Annotated in this window: 18 protein-coding genes; 7 read left to right on the forward strand and 11 right to left on the reverse strand. The window is 72.5% G+C overall.

The annotated features are described in order from the left end of the window. The first annotated feature begins 7 nt into the window (after window positions 1–7). A complete protein-coding gene (locus tag AB0M92_RS06790; RefSeq protein WP_366101005.1) occupies window positions 8–544 on the forward strand; it encodes a PadR family transcriptional regulator in 537 nt (178 codons plus the stop codon). Between the two features lie 64 nt (window positions 545–608). On the opposite strand, the gene AB0M92_RS06795 is transcribed toward AB0M92_RS06790, so the two are convergent. The 9 genes from AB0M92_RS06795 to AB0M92_RS06835 form a co-directional block, all read right to left on the reverse strand. Further along, the gene (locus tag AB0M92_RS06795) at window positions 609–821 is read right to left on the reverse strand and encodes an EF-hand domain-containing protein (RefSeq protein ID WP_366101006.1); all 213 of its coding nucleotides are present in this window, start codon (window positions 819–821) and stop codon (window positions 609–611) included. A gap of 111 nt (window positions 822–932) precedes the next feature. Next, entirely contained in the window at window positions 933–2,123 is a 1,191-nt protein-coding gene (locus AB0M92_RS06800) for a hypothetical protein (protein ID WP_366101007.1), read from the reverse strand. Beyond that, the gene (locus AB0M92_RS06805) at window positions 2,120–2,899 is read right to left on the reverse strand and encodes a polysaccharide deacetylase family protein (RefSeq protein ID WP_366101008.1); all 780 of its coding nucleotides are present in this window, start codon (window positions 2,897–2,899) and stop codon (window positions 2,120–2,122) included. The genes AB0M92_RS06800 and AB0M92_RS06805 overlap by 4 nt, the downstream gene beginning before the upstream one ends. Before the next feature lie 409 nt (window positions 2,900–3,308). After that, window positions 3,309–3,812, reverse strand: a complete 504-nt coding sequence (locus AB0M92_RS06810) for an ATP-binding protein (RefSeq protein WP_366101009.1) — start codon at window positions 3,810–3,812, stop codon at window positions 3,309–3,311. 243 nt (window positions 3,813–4,055) lie between these two features. Beyond that, window positions 4,056–4,823: an enoyl-CoA hydratase-related protein gene (locus AB0M92_RS06815; protein WP_030857311.1), complete on the reverse strand. Its 768-nt coding sequence runs from the start codon at window positions 4,821–4,823 to the stop codon at window positions 4,056–4,058. 86 nt (window positions 4,824–4,909) lie between these two features. Next, complete coding sequence (locus AB0M92_RS06820; RefSeq protein WP_366101162.1) at window positions 4,910–6,127, reverse strand: Ig-like domain-containing protein; 1,218 nt, start codon at window positions 6,125–6,127, stop codon at window positions 4,910–4,912. A 143-nt stretch (window positions 6,128–6,270) separates the two neighbouring features. Beyond that, the gene (locus AB0M92_RS06825) at window positions 6,271–6,987 is read right to left on the reverse strand and encodes a L,D-transpeptidase family protein (protein ID WP_366101010.1); all 717 of its coding nucleotides are present in this window, start codon (window positions 6,985–6,987) and stop codon (window positions 6,271–6,273) included. Window positions 6,988–7,114: 127 nt separating this feature from the next. Beyond that, on the reverse strand, window positions 7,115–9,328 hold the full coding sequence (locus tag AB0M92_RS06830) for a choice-of-anchor A family protein (RefSeq protein WP_366101012.1): 2,214 nt from the start codon (window positions 9,326–9,328) through the stop codon (window positions 7,115–7,117). 166 nt (window positions 9,329–9,494) lie between these two features. After that, on the reverse strand, window positions 9,495–10,715 hold the full coding sequence (locus tag AB0M92_RS06835) for an Ig-like domain-containing protein (protein ID WP_366101163.1): 1,221 nt from the start codon (window positions 10,713–10,715) through the stop codon (window positions 9,495–9,497). Between the two features lie 222 nt (window positions 10,716–10,937). Between AB0M92_RS06835 and glgX the strand changes: the two genes are divergently transcribed. Beyond that, entirely contained in the window at window positions 10,938–13,202 is a 2,265-nt protein-coding gene (glgX, locus tag AB0M92_RS06840; protein WP_366101013.1) for a glycogen debranching protein GlgX, read from the forward strand. 91 nt (window positions 13,203–13,293) lie between these two features. Here glgX and AB0M92_RS06845 read toward each other — a convergent pair whose 3' ends face one another. Beyond that, a complete protein-coding gene (locus AB0M92_RS06845) occupies window positions 13,294–13,806 on the reverse strand; it encodes a MarR family transcriptional regulator (protein ID WP_366101014.1) in 513 nt (170 codons plus the stop codon). 73 nt (window positions 13,807–13,879) lie between these two features. Here AB0M92_RS06845 and AB0M92_RS06850 point away from each other — a divergent pair, with 73 nt between their 5' ends. Then, entirely contained in the window at window positions 13,880–15,079 is a 1,200-nt protein-coding gene (locus tag AB0M92_RS06850) for an MFS transporter (protein WP_366101015.1), read from the forward strand. A gap of 63 nt (window positions 15,080–15,142) precedes the next feature. After that, complete coding sequence (locus AB0M92_RS06855) at window positions 15,143–15,865, forward strand: CDP-alcohol phosphatidyltransferase family protein (RefSeq protein ID WP_366101016.1); 723 nt, start codon at window positions 15,143–15,145, stop codon at window positions 15,863–15,865. Here the strand turns inward: AB0M92_RS06855 and AB0M92_RS06860 are convergent. Next, window positions 15,846–16,337 carry an adenylyltransferase/cytidyltransferase family protein gene (locus AB0M92_RS06860; RefSeq protein ID WP_366101017.1) on the reverse strand — a complete coding sequence of 164 codons (492 nt, stop codon included), beginning with the start codon at window positions 16,335–16,337 and terminating at the stop codon, window positions 15,846–15,848. The two genes, AB0M92_RS06855 and AB0M92_RS06860, sit on opposite strands and share 20 nt — an antisense overlap. 172 nt (window positions 16,338–16,509) lie before the next feature. Between AB0M92_RS06860 and AB0M92_RS06865 the strand changes: the two genes are divergently transcribed. Genes AB0M92_RS06865 through AB0M92_RS06875 form a run of 3 tightly spaced genes read left to right on the forward strand, consistent with a single transcriptional unit; the run spans window position 16,510 to window position 20,737 of the window. Then, complete coding sequence (locus AB0M92_RS06865) at window positions 16,510–17,715, forward strand: glycosyltransferase family 4 protein (protein ID WP_366101164.1); 1,206 nt, start codon at window positions 16,510–16,512, stop codon at window positions 17,713–17,715. Further along, the gene (locus AB0M92_RS06870) at window positions 17,712–19,514 is read left to right on the forward strand and encodes a lipopolysaccharide biosynthesis protein (RefSeq protein ID WP_366101018.1); all 1,803 of its coding nucleotides are present in this window, start codon (window positions 17,712–17,714) and stop codon (window positions 19,512–19,514) included. The genes AB0M92_RS06865 and AB0M92_RS06870 overlap by 4 nt, the downstream gene beginning before the upstream one ends. Then, window positions 19,511–20,737, forward strand: coding sequence for a hypothetical protein (locus AB0M92_RS06875; RefSeq protein WP_366101019.1), 1,227 nt, complete (start codon window positions 19,511–19,513; stop codon window positions 20,735–20,737). The genes AB0M92_RS06870 and AB0M92_RS06875 overlap by 4 nt, the downstream gene beginning before the upstream one ends. The last annotated feature ends 8 nt before the right edge of the window (window positions 20,738–20,745 follow it).

The raw sequence follows: 20,745 nt of genomic DNA on the forward strand, positions 1-20,745 counted from the left end.
TGGCCGCATGTCGCTGCCTCACGCCATCCTCACCGCCCTGATGGAGAAGCCCTCGTCGGGGCTGGAGCTGACTCGGCGGTTCGACAAGTCGATCGGGTACTTCTGGTCCGCGACGCACCAGCAGATCTACCGCGAGCTCGGCCGGCTGGAGGAGGCCGGGCTGATCCGGGAACTGCCCAGCGAGGTGCCGGTGCGCGGGCAGAAGAAGCAGTACGAGGTGCTGGCCGCCGGCAGCGCGGAGCTCGCGCGGTGGGTCGGCGAGAGCCAGGACCCGAAGGCCATCCGGGATCCGCTGCTGCTGAGGATCCGGGCGGCGGCCGTCGTCGGCCCGAACGGGCTGGCCGCGGAGCTGCGGCGCCATCTGGATCTGCACCGCCGGCAGCTGGCGGTCTACGAGGCCATCGAGGAGAAGGACTTCCCGCCGGGGCGGGACTCCGACGAGGACCGGCTGCGCCGGCTCGTCCTGCACGGCGGCGTCGGCCTGGAGACGTTCTGGCTGCGCTGGCTGGAGGAGGCCCTGGCCGAGGTCGAGGACATGGCCTGACCCGGGAACGCGGCGAAGCCCCCGACCGCCCGGCAGGGGCGGTCGGGGGCTTCGCGAAGCCTGCTTACTTGTTCAGGGCGTCCCAGAACTCGTCGAAGCTCATACGGCCGTCGCCGTTCGCGTCCTTGGCGGCGATCACGGCGTCCGCGACGGCGCCGGTGACGAACGCGTCACCCATCGCCTTCATGGCCGCGCTGTACTCGTCCGCCGTGACGAAGCCGTCACCGTCCGCGTCGAACTTGCCGAACGTCGCCCGCGCGCTCTCGATGTCAGCCACTGGGATCCACCCCTTCTCGGTGCTTGTTGACCGGCCAAGGGTAGCGGCAGTCCCGCCCTGCTCCGTCCGGGGGGCGTCCGGCCCGTACCGGGCCGCTCCCGCGGAGCGGGTCTAGCGGAAGATCCCCGTGTGGCCGAGCGAGTAGCGGCCCGGCTGGGGGTAGACGGCCAGGCCGTGCGGGCCGCCGCCCACCCGGATCTTGGCGAGCTGCTCGCCGGTCGTGGTGTCGATCGCGTACACCTCCGAGTTGTAGCGGCCCGACAGCCACAGCACCTTGCCGTCGGCGGAGACGCCGCCCATGTCGGGGCTGCCGCCGTCCGGCAGCTCCCACTTCTTCGTGAGCTTGTTCTGCTTGAAGTCGAAGACGGAGATGCTGCCCTCGCCCCGGTTGGAGACGTACATCTCGCGTGAGTCGCGGCTCACGTAGAGGCCGTGGGTGCCCTTCCCGGTGGGCAGCAGTTTGGGGACGTCGAACTTGTCCCCGCTGAGCACCCACATCCCGTCCGCCATCATGTCGGCGACGTAGAAGGTCTTCCCGTCCGGGGAGATCTTCACGTCCTGCGGCATCGCGCCCTCGAACGGCAGCTTCTGCTGGCCCACGACCTCCATCTTCTCGGTGTCGACCTTGAGGAGCTCGCCGGAGAACTCGCAGCTCACGATGAAGTAGCGGCCGTCCGCGGAGAAGTCGGCGTGGTTGACCCCGAAGCAGGTCACCGGGACCGTCTTCACCCGGTTCATCGTGTGCGGGTCGCGGAAGACCAGCTCGCGGTCCATGGAGGCCATCACGACCGCGTACTTGCCGTTCGGCGTGAAGTACAGGTTGTACGGGTCGTGCACCTCCACGGGCTCTCCCGCCTCGCCGGTGGCCGGGTTGATCGGGGTGAGCGTGTGTCCGCGGTTGTTGTTGACCCACAGGGTCTTCATGTCCCAGGACGGCACGACGTGCTGGGGCTGGATCCCGACCGGGATGGTGTCGATGACCTTGTAGGTCTTCGGGTCGATGACGGACACCGTGTTGGAGGTGGTGTTCGGCACGTAGACGCGCGAGGGGAAGTCCTTGACCAGCGGGGAGAGGTTGTTCGGCCGGTCGGCCGCGTAGACGTCGTTCGGGTCGAGGAGCGGCGGCATGCCGGCCAGGCCGGGCGGTACGGCGGGGACGGCCTTGACGGGCTGCCGGGCGGGTGCCGCGGAGCCGAGCGCCTCGGCGGGCTTCTTGTCGGCCGCTCCGCAGCCGGCCAGGGCGGCGAGGACCAGACCGGCCAGCAGCACGGTGGCCTTCCGGGGAAGGCGGGTGGTCGTCATGAGGTCAGCAGCTCCGTGGTGGTCACCGCGCGCAGCTTGCGGCGCGCGAGTTCTTCGAGGAGGGGCGGCATCGCGTCGACCGTGTCCGCGTAGCCGAAGTGCAGGCTCACCACCGATCCTTCGTGGATCGTCCCGGTGACGGTGCGGATGACGGCCGCGGCACCGGGCGAGGTGAAGTCGAGGGAGTCCACGTCGTACGAGAGGACGTGCGGGTAGCCCGCCCGCCGGGCCAGCTCCTTGACGAGGGGGGTGGCGTACTGGGTCTGGGAGGGCCGGAACCAGGTGCCGATGGAGCCGGTGAGCCGCTTGAGCCGCTGGGCGCAGCCGGTGATCTCCGCGTAGGCCTCCGCCTCGGGCATGTCGTTGATCGCGAGGTGGCGCTGGGTGTGGTTGCCGAGTTCGTGGCCGCCGTCGAGGATCCGGCGGGCCATGTCCGGGTGGGCGTCGAGCCAGCTGCCGATCGCCAGTACGGTGACCCGCGCTCCCGCCCGTTCGGCCTCGGCCAGCACGGCCCGGGCGATGGCGGGGTCCCCGTTGCCGTGGAAGGTGAGGGCGACGCGGGGGCGGTCGCGCGGACCGTGCGCGATCTCGTCGGGCTGGCCGGGGAACCGGCGCGGGGCGGCCGCGGCCCGGACCGGGGCGGGTTTCGCCGAGGCGGCTTCGGCGGGCGGGCCGGCGGGCGTACGGGCGCCCGTGCCGCAGGCGGCGGTGAGGGCGCCGACGGCGGCCGCGGCCCCGGCGCGGAGGGCGGATCGGCGGTCCGGGTAGCAGAGCACCTGCCCATTTAAGGGGCGGATGGCACAGAAGATAACGATTGACCCATTTCGGGACCTTCGTTGAGGTACGCCCGGATGAGGGAGTGCCCGGCATTCGATCAACGAATCACACGGAGCGGTGGATAGTTATTCATAGATTGCGAGGTGAGTGGCTCACCTCACCTAGGATTTAGCCCGAAACTCTGAGTATTTGCACACTTATGTCCAGGTTGGGACTTTTGGCGTTTGGTCGCCCGTCTGCCATAGTCGGAATCACGGCTTCCCCATTGACCCGAGCGAAGTCGCCACGCCGAGGATCACACCCCCTTCGATCCTCGGCGCACCCATGAAGCCCCCACGACGCCACACCACGGCGACCGGGGGCTTCAGGCTTTTGCGGGAGGGGCGGCCCCGCGGGTGCGGCCGGCGGTCAGCGGTCGGCCACTCTCATCTCGAACCAGGTGATCTTGCCGCGGGGCAGCAGGTCGGCGCCCCAGCGGTCGGAGAGCTTGTCGACGAGGAAGAGCCCCCGCCCGGTGGTGTCCAGCTCGTGAACGGGCATCAGGCAGGGCAGCCCGCGCGAGGGGTCGCGCACCTCCACCCGGATCCAGCCGCGCCGCCGGTGCATCCGCAAGCCGAACGACCGGGCGCCGGTATGGCGCACCGCGTTGCCGACGAGCTCGGAGACCAGCAGGACGGTGTGCTCGGACACCTGCGGGGAGAAGCCCCACAAACGGATCACCACGTAGCGGGCGAGACGGCGTGCGCTGCTCGCCGACTCCGGCATGGACGGCAGGTTCACTTCCGCCTCGGCCGGATTACCGTACAACTCCAGCGCCTTGAGGCCCTGTTCGTCCTCAAGAGCCGCCGTCAGCCGCACGGCGGAAGCGCCGCTGCGCTGCCGCGGCTGTTCCACACCCTCCAGGCCCGCCATGAACCCATCATGGACGGCCGATACGCCCGCCCGGGCCGTTCCTTGGGAAAACACCCCCCGGAATCATTGATTCCGAAAGGGTGTTCCGTCATATGCGCCGGGCAAGCGGATGGGCGTGGGACGACCCTGATCTGCGGTGACCCACCGCTCGCGGAAGATCACCCGGAGTGGATCTCCACCGGTCCTTAAGGCTGCCTTAAGGCCTGGCTAATCCACCCCCAGGGAGGACCGACCGCACTGCGGTTAGACGAACTTCGCCTTGCCCGGACCCTCTTCGACGAAGCTGCGCATGCCGCGCTCGCGGTCCTCGGTGGCGAACAGGCCGGCGAACCAATTGCGTTCGATGGTCAGGCCGGTGTCGATGTCCGCCTCCAGGCCCGCGTCCACACACTCCTTCGCGGCGCGCAGCGCGATCGCCGGGCCCTGGGCCAGCTTGGCGGCCCAGGCGTGCGCCTGCTCGTACACCTCGGCGGCGGGCACGACACGGTCCACGAGGCCGAGGGCGAGCGCCTCGTCGGCCTTGACCATGCGGCCGGTGAAGATGAGGTCCTTGGCCTTGGACGGGCCGATCAGCCGGGACAGCCGCTGGGTGCCGCCGGCCCCCGGGATCAGGCCCAGCAGGATCTCGGGCTGGCCCAGCTTCGCGTTGTCGGCGGCGATCCGGTAGTCGGCGCACAGCGCGAGCTCGCAGCCGCCGCCGAGGGCGTAACCGGTGACGGCGGCGACGACCGGCTTGGGGATCCGCGCCACGGCGGTGAACGCGTCCTGGAGCGCGCGGGACCGGGCGACCATCGCCGCGTGGTCCATCGTCTGCATCTCCTTGATGTCCGCGCCCGCCGCGAACACCTTCTCGCCGCCGTAGATGATCACCGCGCGCACGTCGGCCCGGTCGGTGGCCTCCACCGCGAGCTCGCGCAGCCGGTCCTGGGTGGCGATGTCCAGGGCGTTCATGGGCGGACGGTCCAGGCGGAGGGTGCCGACGCCTTCGGAGACTTCGAGAGAGAGGGTCATACGCGAAAGGTTAGCGGCGGTTAACGGGAAGTGGCCCGGTGCTGTGGGTCACAGCACCGGGCCACTCGACTACGTACGGCGGAGGACTACTTGATCCACTCCGCCCAGTCCATGTTCCAGCCGTTGAGGCCGTTGTCCGGGGCGATCACCTTGTCCTTGGAGTTCTTCACGACGACGACGTCGCCGATCAGCGACTCGTTGAAGAACCATGCGGCGGGCTGGTTGCCGTCACCCGCGCCGCGGACGTCCTTGAGGCCCACGCAGCCGTGGCTGACGTTCTCGGAGCCGAACGTGCCGGAGGAGGCCCAGTAGTTGCCGTGGACGAAGGTGCCCGACTGCGACAGGCGCATGGCGTGCGGGACGTCCGAGATGTCGTACTCGCCGCCGAAGCCGACGGTCGCGCCGTTCATCCGGGTCACCTTGTACTTCTCGCTGATGACCATCTGTCCGTTGTACGTGGTCGTCGACGGGCCGCCCGCGGTGATCGGGAGGTTCTTGAGCACCTGGCCGTCGCGGACGACCTGCATCGTGTGCTCGCCGGCGTCGACCGTGGAGACCTGCGAGCGGCCGATGGTGAAGGTGACCGTACGGGTCTGCTTGCCGTAGACGCCGGGGCGGCCTTCGACTCCGTCGAGGGCGATCTTCACGGTGACCTTGGTGCCCGCGGCCCAGTACTTCTCGGGGCGGAAGTCGAGGCGGTCGTTGCCGAACCAGTGGCCCTCGACCGGCACGGACGGCTCGGCCGTCACGCTGATGGCCTTCTCGACGGCCTCGGTGTTGGTGATGCCACGGGTGAAGTTGATCGACACCGGCATCCCCACGCCGACGGTCTCGCCGTCCTCGGGCGTGTAGTGGCCGACGAAGGTGTTGGTCGGGGTCAGGGTCGTGAACGTGGTGTCCTTGGCGGACTCCCGGCCGGCCTCGTCCTTGGCGACGGCGTGCACCTTGTACTCGGTGGCGGCGGCCAGGTTGCGGGCCGGCTCCCAGCTCGCGGCGTCCGCGGCGAGCTTGCCCTCGACGGCGTTGCCCTTGGTGTCGGCGACGGTCACCGTGGTGAGCTTGCCGCCGGTGCTGGTTATCTTCAGGATGCCGCTGGTGGCGACCTCCTTGGCGCCGTCGTCCGGCTTGACGCTGACGATGGCCTTGGACGCCTCGGTACCGGTCTTGCCACCGCCGCCGCCCTTGTCGCCGCCTCCCCCACCCGTGTTGCCGCCTCCGCTGCACGCGCTGGTGAGCAGCAGCGCCGCTCCGAGCAGGAGGGCCGGCAGGCCGGTGCGGCGGGCGCGGCCGCGTATCGGCTGCAGGTTCACTCTTCTTCTCCCCATGTCCCCCGCGCGCGGACAGTCGCGCGCATGTCGACAGGAAATCACACGGGGGGATCACGAAGAGAAACGGTCTTGTCACCGTTCCGTCCCAAGAGGGGGGAACGCCGGGCGGCCGGGCGGGCTCAGTCCTCCGTGCCCGGTTTGGTACCCCAGACGTAGACGGCGTCGCCCTCGTCCAGCAGGTTCCACAGGCGTTCGGCGTCCGGTACGGAGAGGTTGACGCAGCCGGCCGAGCCGCCGTGCGCGTAGAGGTCGCCGGGACGGCCGTGCAGGGCCTGGCCCCCGTCGAAGAACTGGGCGTACGGCATGGGGGCGTTGTCGTACAGGGTGGACTCGTGGTCCTTGCTGCGCCAGTAGATCTCGTGCCGGCCGGGGCGGGTCTCCTGGTCGTCGCGGCCGGTGCGGATGGGCACGGGCGGGAAGACGACGTCGCCGCCGCGCTGCACCCACAGGAGCTGGCGGTCGAGGTCCACGCAGGTCACCCGGCCGGTGCGGACGGGGCAGTCGCCGGCGGCGTTGGGCTCGGCGCGGGCGGCCACCGCCACCATCGTGCGGTAGGTGGCGAGGCCGGGGTAACCGTCGGCGGGGGTGATGCCGTTGGCGCGCTGGAAGGTGCGGACGGCCGCGCAGTCGGCCGCCGACTGCGTCCCGTCGACGGTGCGCCCGAGGTGGGCCTCCAGCTCGCGTTGGTAGGGCCCGGTCCCGGCGGTGCAGGCGGGTTCGGGGGCGGCCGCGGCCGCGTGGGCCGGGGCGGCGATGACGAGTACGGCGGCCAGCACGGCGGCGGCCCGGTGCGCGATGGCTGCGCGCACCGGCGGGACGGGGTCGCCTGCGGTCATACGGGCCTCCTCGGGCCCGCCGGTCGGGCCGCCGGGGCCCAGCTAACCCGGCCCGGCTCCGGGCGGCCTGCGCAGGTGCGCCGGTGGGGTGAGCGGCTCACCTCACCGGCCTACCCGCGGGCGGGGGTCAGCCGCGGCCGCCGCCCTTGCCGCCCTTGCCTTCCTTGCCCTGCTTTCCGCCGTCGCCCTTGCCCTTGCCGTGGTCGTCGCGCCGGTTGTCCACCGTCACGACCAGCTTGTGGCCGGGGGTCTGCCGGTCGATCCGCAGCGGGCCCGTCACCCGGTTCTCCGGCAGCACGTACCCCTCCGGGACGTCGGTCTCCCTCAGGTAGTAGGCCCCGGCCTCCAGGGGCTCGAAGGTGCAGACGCCCGCGCCGTCGGTGGCGCAGCCCGCCTTGACCATGACGTCGGCGTTGATGCCCGCGGTCTGCAGGCCGGCGGTGCCGTTGGTCTCCTTCCAGACCTCGAACACCGCCCCGCGCAGCGGCCGCTTGGTCTTGGCGTCCTTCTTCAGGACCTCCAGCGAGCCGCTGAACTCCTCTTCCTCCCTGGTGTCGGCGAAGGTGACCGTGACCCCGGCCGCGGCGTTCGCCTCCGTGAGGACGACCGTGGCCACCGGCTGCGCGGGCAGCTCGTATCCGGCGGGGGCGGCGATCTCACGCCAGTGGTAGGTGCCCGCCCCCACGACCAGCTCGCACCGGCCGTCGGCCCCGGTGACGCAGCGGGCCTCTTCGAGGGTGTCCGGTTCGTTGCCGTCCGTCTGGAGGCCGGTGACCCCGTTGCTCTCGCGCCACAGCTCGAAGGCGGCCCCGGCGAGGGGGGTCCTTCCGTCGGCGGCGTCGACCTTGTGGACGGCGACCCTGCCGGTGGGCGCCGGGGGCACCTTCACGTTGTCCACCACGTACCGGACCCCGGCCGTGGCGTTCTCGGCGGTCAGCGTCAGCGGGAACACCCGCCGCTCGGGCAGCACGTAGCCGTCGGGCGCGGCCGTCTCGCGCCAGTAGTACGTGCCGAGCTCCGATTCCCGGGCGCAGACTCCGGTGGCGGGGGTGACGCAGTCGGCGACCTTGGTGTCGGCGTCGTCCCCCGTGAACTGCGCGCCGGTCCGGCCGTTCGTCTCGTGCCACAGCTCGAAGCGCGCCCCGGCGAGCGGCCGGCCCGCCTCGTCCCGCTTGAGGACGGAGACGGATCCGGTGACGGGGACGGGGACGGGCGGGGTCGTCGAGCAGTCGGGCAGGTCGCCGACGAAGGGGTAGGAGTGGAACTCCTGCCCGCCGCCGCGGCCTTCGGCGCTGGTGTGGGTGAGCGTGCCCGTGGTGAAGAAGCGGCCGTTCATGCCGGGCAGGGTGACCGTGGTCTGCGAGGCCTGCTCGCCGACGAGCACGGAACCCTGGAACTGGCCGCTGCCCTGGAGGTTCAGGGCCGTGGCGTCCGGGAAGTTCCACAGCAGCCGGGTCCGCAGGGCGTTCCAGGGACTCTGCGCGTCGACGATGGTGCCGCTGTAGGTGCTGATCGTGCGGTCGGTGCCGAGGACGTTGACGAGCACGGTGGCGTCCGCCGGGATCCGGTCGAAGCGGATGCCGACGGCCCCGCCCGCGCCGCCGCCCCCTGCGCCGGACACCATGTCGAAGTCGACGTTGAAGACCTGGAGCCGGGAGACGCCGTCGCCGGTGAAGACGGTGGTCCCGCCGGCGTTGACGGCCGAGCCGGTGGCCGTACGGGGCTGCCCGTCGACCCGCGCGTAGCACTTGCTGGCGGCGGTCAGCCGGTCGCGCAGGCCCGCGTACTTGGCCACGGCGGCCGTGTCGTGCACCAGCGGTCCGGTGACCCGGCCGGGGCCGGGCGCGGTGCCGGCGTACCGGACCACGCCGCCGTCGGAGATCAGCCGCTCGCCGGTGGCGATGTGGACGTTCCTTCCGGTGGCGAGGAAGTCCGAGCCGGGCGGGGGCGGCACGAGGGAGCCGGCGCCGACGATGCCGATGTTGTAGGCCTGGCCGGCCTGGGGATCCTTGTCCTGGTCGAAGCTGCCGAGGACGACGACCTTGCCCTCCGCCTCGGCGGCGCGTTCACGGACCCGGAAGTCCCCGCCGACGAAGATGTTGACCCCGTCGTCGTGGCCCTTGGCCACGGTGGCGACGTCGACCTGCGGGAAGGGGTCGGGGCACCTGCCCGGGACGCAGGGGCCGAGGCCGTCCGGCAGCGGGGCGCGCAGGGCGACCCGTGCCGGCCCGTGTTCCCGGCCGGGCCCCTGCCCGCCGGGGGCCGCCAGGGCGGCCGGGGAGGCCGCCGCGGCCAGTACGGCCCCGACCGCTAGTCCGAGGGTCCAGTTCCTTGCTGACATGACGCTCCGTCCGTCTCCTGGCGCTGCTGCGCTGCCGCGCCGCTCGGCTGGAGCAAGCTGAGCGCAGGGTGCGGTGCGGCGGACGGAGGGACACACTCGGGCTACGGCATTCCGGTGTGACGATCACTCGACTGGTGTGCGTCGTACGGGCGCCCGGGGTGCTTCGTCAGGTGATGGCCGAGCCCGCGACCCAGTCCGCCCAGGACATGTTCCAGCCGCCCAGTCCGTTGTTCGGGGCCACCGTCTTGTCCTGCGAGTTCACGACCTCGACCACGTCCCCGACCAGGGTCCGGTCGAAGAACCAGCCGGCCGGGGTGTCCGAGCCGCCCCCCTTGTCGTCGCGCAGCCCCACGCAGCCGTGGCTGGTGTTGGAGGAGCCGAAGGTGTCGGGGCTGGCCCAGTAGTTCCCGTGCAGGAAGGTCCCGGAGGTGGTGAGCCGCATGGCGTGCGGGACGTCGGGGATGTCGTACTCGCCGCCGAAACCGACCGTCTGGCCGTTCATCCGGGTCACGTCGAACATCTCCAGCACCACCATCTTCCCGTTGTAGGTGGTGTTCTTGGGGGCTCCGGCGCTGATCGGCAGGGTTTGGACCAGCTTCCCGTCGCGGCGGACCTCCATCGTGTGCGCCTCCGCGTCCACGAGGGAGGCCTGGGAGCGGCCGACCGTGAAGGTGACGGACTTGTCCTGGATGCCGTACGAGCCGGGAGCACCCTGCACGTCCCGCAGGTTCATGGTGACGGTGACCTCGGTGCCGGGCTTCCAGTACGTCCGGGGCCGGAAGTCGAGGCGCTCCTTGCCGAACCAGTGGCCGACGACCTGCACCGGGGGCTTGGAGGTGACCGTGATGGCCCGCTCCACGTCGGCGCGGTTGGCGATCGACCGGTTGAAGTTGAAGGAGACGATCATGCCGGTGCCCACGGTGGAACGGTTCTCGGGTTTGAAGTAGCCGATGAACCGCTCCTCGGGCACGTAGGTGGTGAAGGTCGTGTGCCGGGCCTGGCGCCGGTTGTGGCCGTCGAGCGCGACCGCGTCCACGGTGTACTTGGCGGCGAGCGCGAGCCGGCCGCCCTCGGTGTCGGGGCTCCAGCTGAGCCCGTCGGGGGCGATGGAGCCGGCGACGTGCTCCTCCTGGGCGTCCTCGACCTTGGTGACCACGACCCGTTCGAGCCGCCCCTCGGGCACTCTGACGGTCAGCGGGCCCTCGGCCGGAACCCCCTTCGCGTTGTCCTCGGGGGTGATGCGGATGGCCTCGTCGGGCGACCGGGGCTTGCCGGGGAGCTGGATCTCGACGGGGGAACCGCCGCTCGCGGTGCATCCGGCCAGGCCGCCCAGCAAGCCCGCCCATGCCGCCGCGGCGGCCAAGCCAGCCGCCGCCCGCCTCGTCAGAAGTGTCACGATCCCTCCAACGACGGGGGCCCTCCGGGGGAAACGTGAGCGCGGGCCACGTTCCGGGCAGATCTCTCCGGGCAGAACAGTGGGAAGGACCAGACGGGGGCGGGCCCCAGCCGGGACGCCGGGGCCGCACTGCCTTCCCCCGACGGTACCCAGGAGCCGTGGAGGCGGGCAGTGTCGAGCGCAGCCGAGCAAGAGGCGGTGGATACCGCCGCCATGGAGTCAGTGACCTCAGTGGAGTCGCCCGCCCCGCACGTCAACGGGCAGTGGAGCGGGCCGGTGATCCTGGGCCGCGAGTCGGCCTTACGGACCGTCACCCGCCCCGGGCCGCCGGTGTGGCCGGGGTCCTCGCACCCCCTGGGGGCACGGTTTCGCACCGGCCCGGACGGGACGGCGGGTACCAATTTCGCGCTCTGGGCGCAGGGCGCGGAGGCGGTGGAGGTGTGCCTGTTCGACGCGGAGGGCGCCGAGACCCGGTGTGCGCTGACCGAGCTGACGCACGAGATCTGGCACGGGTTCCTGCCCGGGGTGCGCCCCGGGCAGCGGTACGGGTTCCGGGTGCACGGCCGCTGGGACCCCTGGACGGGGGCCCGGTTCAATCCGGCCAAGCTGCTGCTGGACCCGTACGCGCGGGCCGTCGACGGGGACTTCACGCTGCCCCCGGAGGTCTACGGGCACGTCCGCGACTGGCCGCAGCAGTACATCGCGGACACCGTGCGCGACGACCGCGACTCGGCGCCGCACGTGCCGAAGGGGGTCGTCGTCCACGATGACGACGACTGGGCGGACGACGTCCGGCCGAAGACCCCGTGGGCCGATTCGGTGATCTACGAGCTGCACGTGCGCGGGTTCACGATGCGCCATCCGGGTGTTCCCGAGGAGCTGCGCGGCACGTACGCGGGCCTGGCCCATCCGGCCGCGGTGGAGCACCTGGTGAAACTGGGCGTGACGGCGGTCGAGCTGCTGCCGGTGCACCAGTTCGCGCACGAGGACCACCTGTTGCGCCGGGGCCTGCGCAACTACTGGGGGTACAACTCGATCGGCTACTTCGCCCCGCACGCCGGTTACTCGTCGAGCGGCACGGCCGGGCAGCAGGTCGGCGAGTTCAAGCGGATGGTGCGGGCGCTGCACGCCGCCGGGATCGAGGTCATCCTCGACGTGGTCTACAACCACACGGCGGAAGCGGGCGAGCTGGGCCCGACGCTGTCGCTGCGCGGGGTCGACAACCGGGGCTACTACCGGCTCCAGTCCGACCAGCGCCGGTACGCCGACTACACGGGCTGCGGGAACACCCTGCACGCGGGGCGCCCGCACGTGCTGCGGCTGATCACGGACTCGCTGCGCTACTGGGTGACCGAGATGGGGGTGGACGGCTTCCGCTTCGACCTGGCGGCGGCGCTGGCCCGCTCGATGCACGACGTGGACATGCTCTCGCCGTTCCTCGCGGTGATCGCCCAGGATCCGGTCCTGCGGCGGGTCAAACTGATCGCCGAGCCCTGGGACGTGGGCTCGGGCGGCTACCAGGTGGGGGCGTTCCCGCCGCTGTGGACGGAGTGGAACGACCGCTACCGCGATGCCGTGCGGGATTTCTGGCGGGGCGCGCTGCCGGACGTACGGGATCTCGGGTACCGGCTCTCGGGCTCCAGCGACCTGTACGCGTGGGGCGGGCGGCGGCCGTACGCCTCGGTGAACTTCGTGACGGCGCACGACGGGTTCACCCTGCGCGACCTGGTGTCGTACGAGCGCAAGCACAACGAGGCGAACGGGGAGGCGGGCCGCGACGGTACGAACGACAACCGCTCGTGGAACTGCGGGGTGGAGGGGGATCCGCCGGGCGGCACGGACGACCGGGTCGGGGTGCTGAGGCGGCGGCAGCTGCGCAATCTGCTGACCACACTGCTGCTGTCGACCGGGGTGCCGATGCTGGTGGCCGGGGACGAGTTCGGGCGGACGCAGGGCGGCAACAACAACGCGTACTGCCAGGACAACGAGACGGGCTGGGTGGACTGGTCGCTGCTGGAGGATCCGGTCTGGCGGGAGCTGTTCGCACTGGCCGCGCGGCTGGTGGCGCTGCGTCAGGAGCATCCGGTGCTGCGCCGGCGGGCCTTCTTCTCCGGGCGGCCGCGGGGCGTGGACGGGTTGCGGGACCTGGCCTGGTTCACCCCGGCGGGCAAGGAGATGACCGAGCGGGACTGGTACGCCCCGGCGGCCGCGCTCGGCATGTACCTGTCGGGGCGGGACATCCCGGGCCGGGACGAGCGCGGGCGGCAGGTCGACGACGACAGCTTCCTGGCGCTGCTGCACGCCGGGGACCGGCCGGTGGAGTGGGTGCTGCCGGGAGCGCCGTGGGCGGCGGCGTACGAGCTGGTGCTGGACACCGCGCGGGAGGACCAGGAGGCGCCTCCCGGCACCCGGCACCGGGGCGGGGAGGCGCTGACGGTGCCGGCCCGGTCGGTGCTGCTGCTGCGGGTGGCCGGCTGAGGGGCGCGGTCCGCGGGCGGAGGGAGCCCGGGCGGCCGGGGGAAGCCCGGGCGGCCGGGGGGGGAGCCCGGGCGGCCGGGGTAGACCGCCGCTACTTCTCCTGCTTCTCCTCGACGTGACGCAGCATCCGCTTGAGGAGGGCGGAGAGCGCGGCCCGCTCCCCGTCGTCGAGGGGGTCGATCATCTCGGCCTCGGCGATGCCGCGCCAGCGCATGGCCTCGGTCCAGCACCGGTGGCCGGCGTCGGTCAGCTCCACGTCGACCCGGCGCCGGTCCCCGGAGGCGCGCACCCGGCGGACCAGCCCGGACTTCTCCAGGGTGTCGAGACGGCCGGTCATTCCGGCCGGGGAGAGCAGCAGCTCGGCGGCGAGTTCGGCGGAGGGGGCCCGCCAGGGCGTGCCGCGGGAGGCGAGCCGGTGCATGGTCTCGAACTCGAACTCCTGCAGCCCGGTCTCGGCCAGGGCCCGCTCCTTGCCGTACTTCACGTGCTTGGCCAGGAGCTGGATCCGCGTGATGACCGCCTCGGTGGGCACGTCGAAGGGGACCTTGCCGCTCCAGCGGGCGATGTGCCGGTCGACCGAATCCTCGGCGTACTCCGTGTCCATGGTCGCAAGTATCGCACCCCCGATCGAACGCTTCGTTGACGAATGATTCGCTGGCGAAATATTATCTCCTGTCATGACCCCGACGATCTGGCGGCTCCTCGCCGGGCGCACCTTCGCGGCATTCGCCGGCGCCCTCATCCCCACCACCCTCACCCTGGCCGTCGTGCGCTCCGGTTCGGCCGCGGACCTCGGCGTCGTGCTCGCGAGCGAACTGCTCCCGATGCTGCTCCTGATGCCCGTCGCGGGCGTGGTCGCCGACCGCTTCCCCGCCCGCCGGGTCGTCCTGGCCGCCGACCTGGTGCGCGCCGGCGCACAGGTCGCGACCGGGGCGCTGCTGCTGTCCGGTCCGGTACGCATCCCGGGGCTCGCGGCCCTGGCGGCGGTCACCGGCGCCGGAGTCGCCTTCGGGAACCCCTCGGCCCGCACGCTCGTCGCCGCGGTCGTGCCCGCCGCGGGGCGGCTGCGGGCCAACTCCCGGCTCGGGGTGGCGACCGGGACCGCACAGATGGCGGGGCCCGCCGCCGCGGGCGCGATGACGCTGGCCCTCGGGGCCGGCTGGTCCTCCCTGCTGACCGGCACGCTGTTCGTCGCCTCCGCCCTCACCCTCGGCGGACTGCGTACGGCGCCGGCGCCGCTCGCGCGCACCCGCGCCGGGTTCACCGCCGAGCTGCGGGCCGGCTGGTCCGAGACCCGGCGCCACCCCTGGTTCCTGGCCAATGTGCTCGCCCACGGGGTCTGGCACTTCGCGGCCGGCCTGCTGCTCACCCTGGGACCGCTGATCGCCGTGGAGAGCCTGGGCGGGGCGGCGAGCTGGGTCATCATCGCCCAAGTGGGCACGGCCGGCATGCTCGTCGGGGTCTGGGCCGCCGGCCGGCTGCCCGTGCGCAGGCCGCTGTACGCGGTGGCCGCCGGGGCCTCGGCGCAGGCCCTGCCGCTCGCGGCCTTCGCGCTGCGGCTGCCCGCGGGGGTGACGGCGGGCGCCTTCTTCGCCGCGATGCTCGGCGTGGGCGTGCTGAGCCCCCTGTGGGAGACGGAGATGCAGCGCCGGATCCCGCCGGAGACGCTGGGCCGGGTCGGCTCGTTCGACACCCTGATCTCCTTCGCCGCCCGCCCGCTGGGACTGGCGGTGGCGGCGCCGCTGGCGGGGGTCACCGGGACCGCGGCCCCGCTGCTGGCGGCGGCCTTCCTGACCGCCGCCGCGAACCTGTCCGTACTGCTGCTCCCGGACGTCCGCAGGGAACCGGAGCGGGAAGCCTCGGTCGCCCTGCGATGATGTGCCCTCGTACACACGTGCACCCGTACACGTGTGCCGCCGCAGCAGGAATCAGGGGTACGCATGGCGAAGGTCGGGACCGCGCTGCGGGAGCTGCGCGGGGCGCAGAAGTCGGCGAAGGGCGTGTCGCTCTATTCGCGGTTCGTCAACCGGCCCGCGGGGCGGTACCTGGCCGCCGTGTCGTACGCGCTCGGGCTGACCCCGAACCAGGTGACACTGGTCAGCGCCGCCTTCAGCTTCGCCGCCGTCGCGGCCGTGGCGCTGGCCGCGCCCTCGTGGGGGCTGGGCGTCGCGGTGTGGGCCGCGCTCGCCGTCGGCTTCGCCTTCGACTCGGCCGACGGACAGCTGGCCCGACTGCGCGGGGGAGGCAGCGCGGCGGGCGAATGGCTGGACCACGTGGTGGACTGCGCCAAGCTGACCGCCCTGCACTCCTGCGTGCTGATCGCCTTCTACCGCTTCCCCGAGGCGTACGGGACGGGCGGGCACGGCTGGCTGCTCGTGCCGCTGGGCTTCCAGTTCGCCTCGGTCGTGACCTTCTTCGGCGGGCTGCTGACCGAGAAGCTCAAGGCCAAGCCGGCGCCGGGCAGCCCCGCCGCCGCGCCGTCGACCGTACGCGCGGTGGCGCTGCTGCCCGTCGACTACGGCGTGTTCTGCCTGGTCTTCCTCGCGCTCGGGGGCGGGGGACTGTTCCGCTGGGCGTACGCGGGACTCGGCGCGATCGCCGCGCTGTTCCTGGCCGCGTTCCTCGCGAAGTGGTTCCGGGAGCTCAGCGCCGTTCCGCGCTGAACGGCTCGGTCCGCGCGTCCAGGGGCTCGGACAGGGCGTCCAGGGCCCGGCGCAGCTGGGTGCTGGAGGTGTGCACCGTGTAGGGGAAGTAGACGACGTCGACGCCGACGGCGGCGAAGTCCTTCTCCAGCTTGTCGCCCTTGGGCGTGCCCCTCCAGTCGTCTCCCTTGAAGATCACGTCGAAGCGGACCTGCCTCCAGGTCTCCACCTTGTCCGGGACCGTCTCGACGAACGCCGCGTCCACGTATCGGACACTGCGGACGATTTCCAGCCGCTCGACGAGCGGGATCATCGGGCGGCGCCCCTTGGCCAGTTCCGCCATCTCGTCGGAGACCACCCCGGCGACCAGGTAATCGCACTGACTCCGGGCGTGCCGAAGGATGTTCAGATGCCCGATATGGAACAGATCGTACGCACCTGGGGCGTACCCGACTCGGTACGGTCTGTGCGCAGGTGCGCCAAGGTCGGACATGTCGCGCTCCGTCATGAGTTACCCCCCAGCGACCACACCCCCCGGTGTGGCGGATTAGCAGACAATAGCGTGCACGTTCCCCACGCTGTCGGTGAACGAATAGGGTGACGTGCGCATCATCCTGGGGAGAAGGGGACGTTCAGTGTCGAGATCCGGTCACCGGCGCCTACTGCTGGTTTCCACCAACTACGCTCCCGAGCACGCGGGGATTGGGCCGTACGCCACCCAGATCGCGGAGCACTGGGCGGATCTCGGCCACGACGCACACGTGCTCGCCGGCATGCCGCACTACCCGTCGTGGTCGTTGGAGCCGGAGTACAAGGGGGCGCTCCGGCGCACGGAACGGCGCGCGGGGGTCACAGTGCACCGGCGTGCGCACACCGTGCCGCCCCGCCAGACCGCCGTCAAGCGGGCCCTTTTTGAAGGATCGATTCTGCTGCACGGCGCCGTGGCCCCGCCCCGGATGCCGCGCCCCGACGCGGTCATGGCCCAGATGCCCAGCCTGGCCGGCGGGGTGATCGCCGCCCGGCTCGCCGCCCGCTGGAAGGTCCCGTTCGTCCCGGTCGTCCAGGACCTGATGGGCGCCGCCGCCGCGCAGAGCGGCATCAGCGGCGGCGACAAGGCGGCCGCGATCGCGGGGCGCGCCGAGGCGTACGCCCTGAAGCGGGCCACGCTGGTCGGCGTCATCCACGAGACCTTCGTGGACCGGGTCGTGGGCATGGGCGTGGACCCGCGGAAGATCCGCCTGGTGCCCAACTGGTCCCACGTGCCGCAGCCCACCCGGCCGCGCGGCCAGACCCGCCGCCACCTGGGCTGGGCGCCGGGCGAGCCGGTCGTCCTGCACTCCGGGAACATGGGCCTCAAGCAGGGCCTCGAAGTGCTCGTGGGCGCCGCCCGCCTGGACCCGGGCGTCCGTTTCGTCCTCATGGGCGACGGCAGTCAGCGCGCCGCCCTCGCCGACCTCGCGGCAGACGTGCCGAATCTGGACATCATCCCCCCTGCCGCCGACGGAGAGTTCCCGGATATCCTCGCGGCGGCGGACGTACTCGCCGTGACGCAGCACGCGGCCGTGCTCGACATGAGCGTGCCGTCCAAACTGACCTCCTACTTCCAGGCCGGCCGGCCCGTCATCGCGTCCGTCGCGGCGGAGGGCGGCACGGCCCAGGAAGTGGAACGCTCGGGCGCGGGGGTACTCGTACCACCGGAGGACCCGCACGCCCTGCTGAAGGCCGTACGGGCCCTCGCCGAGGACCCCGAGGGCGCGGATGCGCTCGGGGCGGCCGGGCCCCGGCACGTGGCGGCCCACCTGAGCCGTGACGCGGGCCTGGCCCGCATCGACGCACTGATAGACGAAGCACTTGGGGGTCCGCAGCCGTGATCGAGACGAACCGCCCTGCGTCGGTTCCGGCGGAGGACGAACCGGACCTCCTCAGGGACCAGTTCAAACAGCTCCTGCGCTACCGCCGCCTCCTCGGGGCGGGTGTCGGCATCGGCCTGCTGGGCGGCGTCTACCTCGGCATCTCCACGTCCGACACGTACGTCGCGACGGCCGACATCGTGCTGCGCGCGCCCACCGACGACCCGTTCAACCCGAGCCTGGCGCCCGACAAGGCGATCAACATCGGCTCGGAGCGGCAGGTCGCGCTCAGCTCCTCCATAGCCAACGAGGCCGCGAAGAAGCTCGGCGTGACCTCGAAGGACTTCGCCGGCCTGCGCAGCGGCCTCCAGGTGACCAACCCGCCGCAGACGATGGTGCTGCGCTTCACCTACACCGCGTCCTCCCCCAAGGAGGCCGCCACCCGCGCCAACGCGATGACCGAGGCGTACCTGCTCAAGCGGCAGGAGTCACTCGACGTCACGCGCGACAAGATGGTCAAGGGCTACCAGGACCAGCGCGACCCGGTCGCCAAGAACCTGGACGAGCTCGTCAAGCAGATCAACGCCATGCCGGCCGGCACGGGCCGCGACGCCGCGTATGCCTCGAAGACCGACCTGCAGAGCAAGGTCAACACCCTCAACGGAAACATCGCCAAGCTCCAGGCCCTCGACATGAGCCCGGGCCGGGTCACCAGTCCCGCGACCCCGCCGTCCGACACCGACGGTCCGGGCCTCGTGATGTCGCTGGCGCTCGGCGCGGCCGTGGGCCTCGCCCTGGGCCTGCTCGCCGCGTGGGTCCGGCTCGTGTTCGACCCCGCGCCGCGCTCCGAGGGCGATGTCGCGCGGGCCCTGCGCGCCCCCGTGCTCGGCTACCTGCCGCGGCCCAAGACCGACGGCGGGCCGCTGCTCGCGGCCGGCGAGGAGGACCCCCGGCTCGCCGAGGAGTTCCGCTCGGTGGCCTTCCGCCTCGCGTACGACTCCCGTTTCGCCGACCGGCGCCGGCTGCTGGTCGTCGCCCCGCGCGGCAGCAGCGAGACGGCCGCCGCGGCGGCCGTGAACCTGGCCGCCTCCTTCGCGGAGACCGGCAAGGACGTCCTGCTCATCGAGGCCGACCTGCGCACGCCGGTACTGGCCAGCCAGCTGCCGACCGGCGCGGGACGGCCGCGCTGGAGCCAGGCGCCGGGCGGCGCCTCCGGCGGCGGCGCGGCCGCGGCCCACGGGGACACCGACTGGCCCGACGGGCGCCAGCTCGTCGTCGACGCCGGGGAGTCGGGCGACTTCGACCTGATCCCGGGCGAGCCGGTGCGCAACGTGGCCCGCGCGCTGACCTCCCCGCGCGCCACCCGGCTGATCTCCGAGGCCGACTCCCCCAACTCCACGGTCGTCGTGCTCGCGCCGCCCGTGCTCTCGTACGCCGACGCCCTCGCGCTCGTCGACCGCGTCGACGGCGTCCTGGTCGTCTGCGACCCGCGCGCCGTCCACCGCACCGACCTGTCCCGGATCCGCGAGCTGATCAGCGGCGCCGGCGGCACGGTGCTCGGCGCGGTGCTGCACGCACCGCTGCCGGGCGAGAAGCGCGGCCGGGGCGGGCGCGGCGGCAAGACGAAGGGTGCGCCCCCCGCCCCGGCGCAGGCCTCCCGGCCGTCCGCGCCGCAGGCGCAGCCGCTCACGCGGCAGCCGAACCAGGCACAGGGACAGCAGGGGCAGCAGGCGCACCGGCAGGCCGAGCCCGAGCAGCACATCCCGGGCGACGGGACGGACACGGTGGCCCTGCGCACGGTGCGCATGGGCCGCAGATGAGCCGGCGCGGCCTCGCCGCCGTCTCCTCCGTCCTGGACCAGGCCGCGTCCAGCGCCACCAACATCCTGGTGCTGGTGCTGGCCGCCCGGCTGTCCTCGGCTTCCGGGTTCGCCGACTTCTCGATGGTGTACGTGACGTTCAGCGTGCTCCTCGGGCTGAACATGGCGTACGTCGGCCAGACCGTGGTGCTGGAGAAGGACGAGGACCGGCTGGGCGCGGTGTGCCGCTCCAGCCTGGCGTTCACGGCGGCCGCCTCGGCCGCCGCCGGGGCGCTGCTGGCCGTCGTCGGCCTCGCCGTACCCGGGGCCGGGGGCCGGGCCTTCCTCGCGCTGGGCCTCGTACTGCCGCTGGTGCTCGTCCAGGACGGGTTGCGGTACTGCTTCTCGGCGCTGCGGACCCCCGAGCGGGCGCTGGCCGCGGACGCGCTGCGGCTGGTGTGCGTCGTCGCCGCGCTGCTTCTCCAGCCCGAAGGGGCTTCGGCGGGGCGGCTGGTGCTGGTGTGGGGGGTCTCTGCGCTGCCGGCGCTGGCGCTGGGCCTGGTGCTGCTGCGCCCGTACGTCCGGGGCTCGGCGGCCGATCTGCGGCCGTACCTGCGGCGCGGGCACCTCGGTCAGCGGTTCGTGGTCGAGTTCGCGGTGGGCAACGGCTCCAGCCAGCTGGCGGTGCTGGGGCTCGGCCTGTTCGCGACCCCGCTGGCGGTGGGCGCGCTGCGGGGTGCGACGACCTTGTTCGGCCCGCTGAACGTCCTGTTCAACTCGGCGAACGCGTTCGGCCCGCCGGTGGTGGGGCGCGCGTCCGGCAAGCGGGGCGTGGTCCGGCTGACGGTGGCCATGGGCGGTGTGCTGGCGGCGCTGGGCGCGCTCTGGGGCACGGTCCTGTACGCGCTGCCCGAGCACCTGGGCCGGGAGCTGCTGGGCGACACGTGGGCCGCGGCCCACGCCCTGCTCCCGGCCACGGGAGCCCAGTACGCGGTGATGGGCCTCGGCACGTGCGCCCTGCTCACCCTGCGCGTCCTCAACCCGAGGGCGACGCTCTCCCTCCAGGTGGTCTTCTCGCTGCTGTCGGTGGCCCTGCTGCTCGGCGGGTACGCGCTGGCCGGGGTGGCCGGCGCCGCCTGGGGCCTGGCGGCCGGCTCGGCGCTGAAGGCCGCGGCCGCGTGGCTGCGCGTCTCGCGGCTTGCGGCCGTCGGCGCCCGCGAGTCCGGCGTCACCACCGCCGCCTGACCCGCCCC

The sequence above is a fragment of the Streptomyces sp. NPDC051582 genome, assembly GCF_040681715.1.
In the GTDB taxonomy this organism is placed as follows: domain Bacteria; phylum Actinomycetota; class Actinomycetes; order Streptomycetales; family Streptomycetaceae; genus Streptomyces.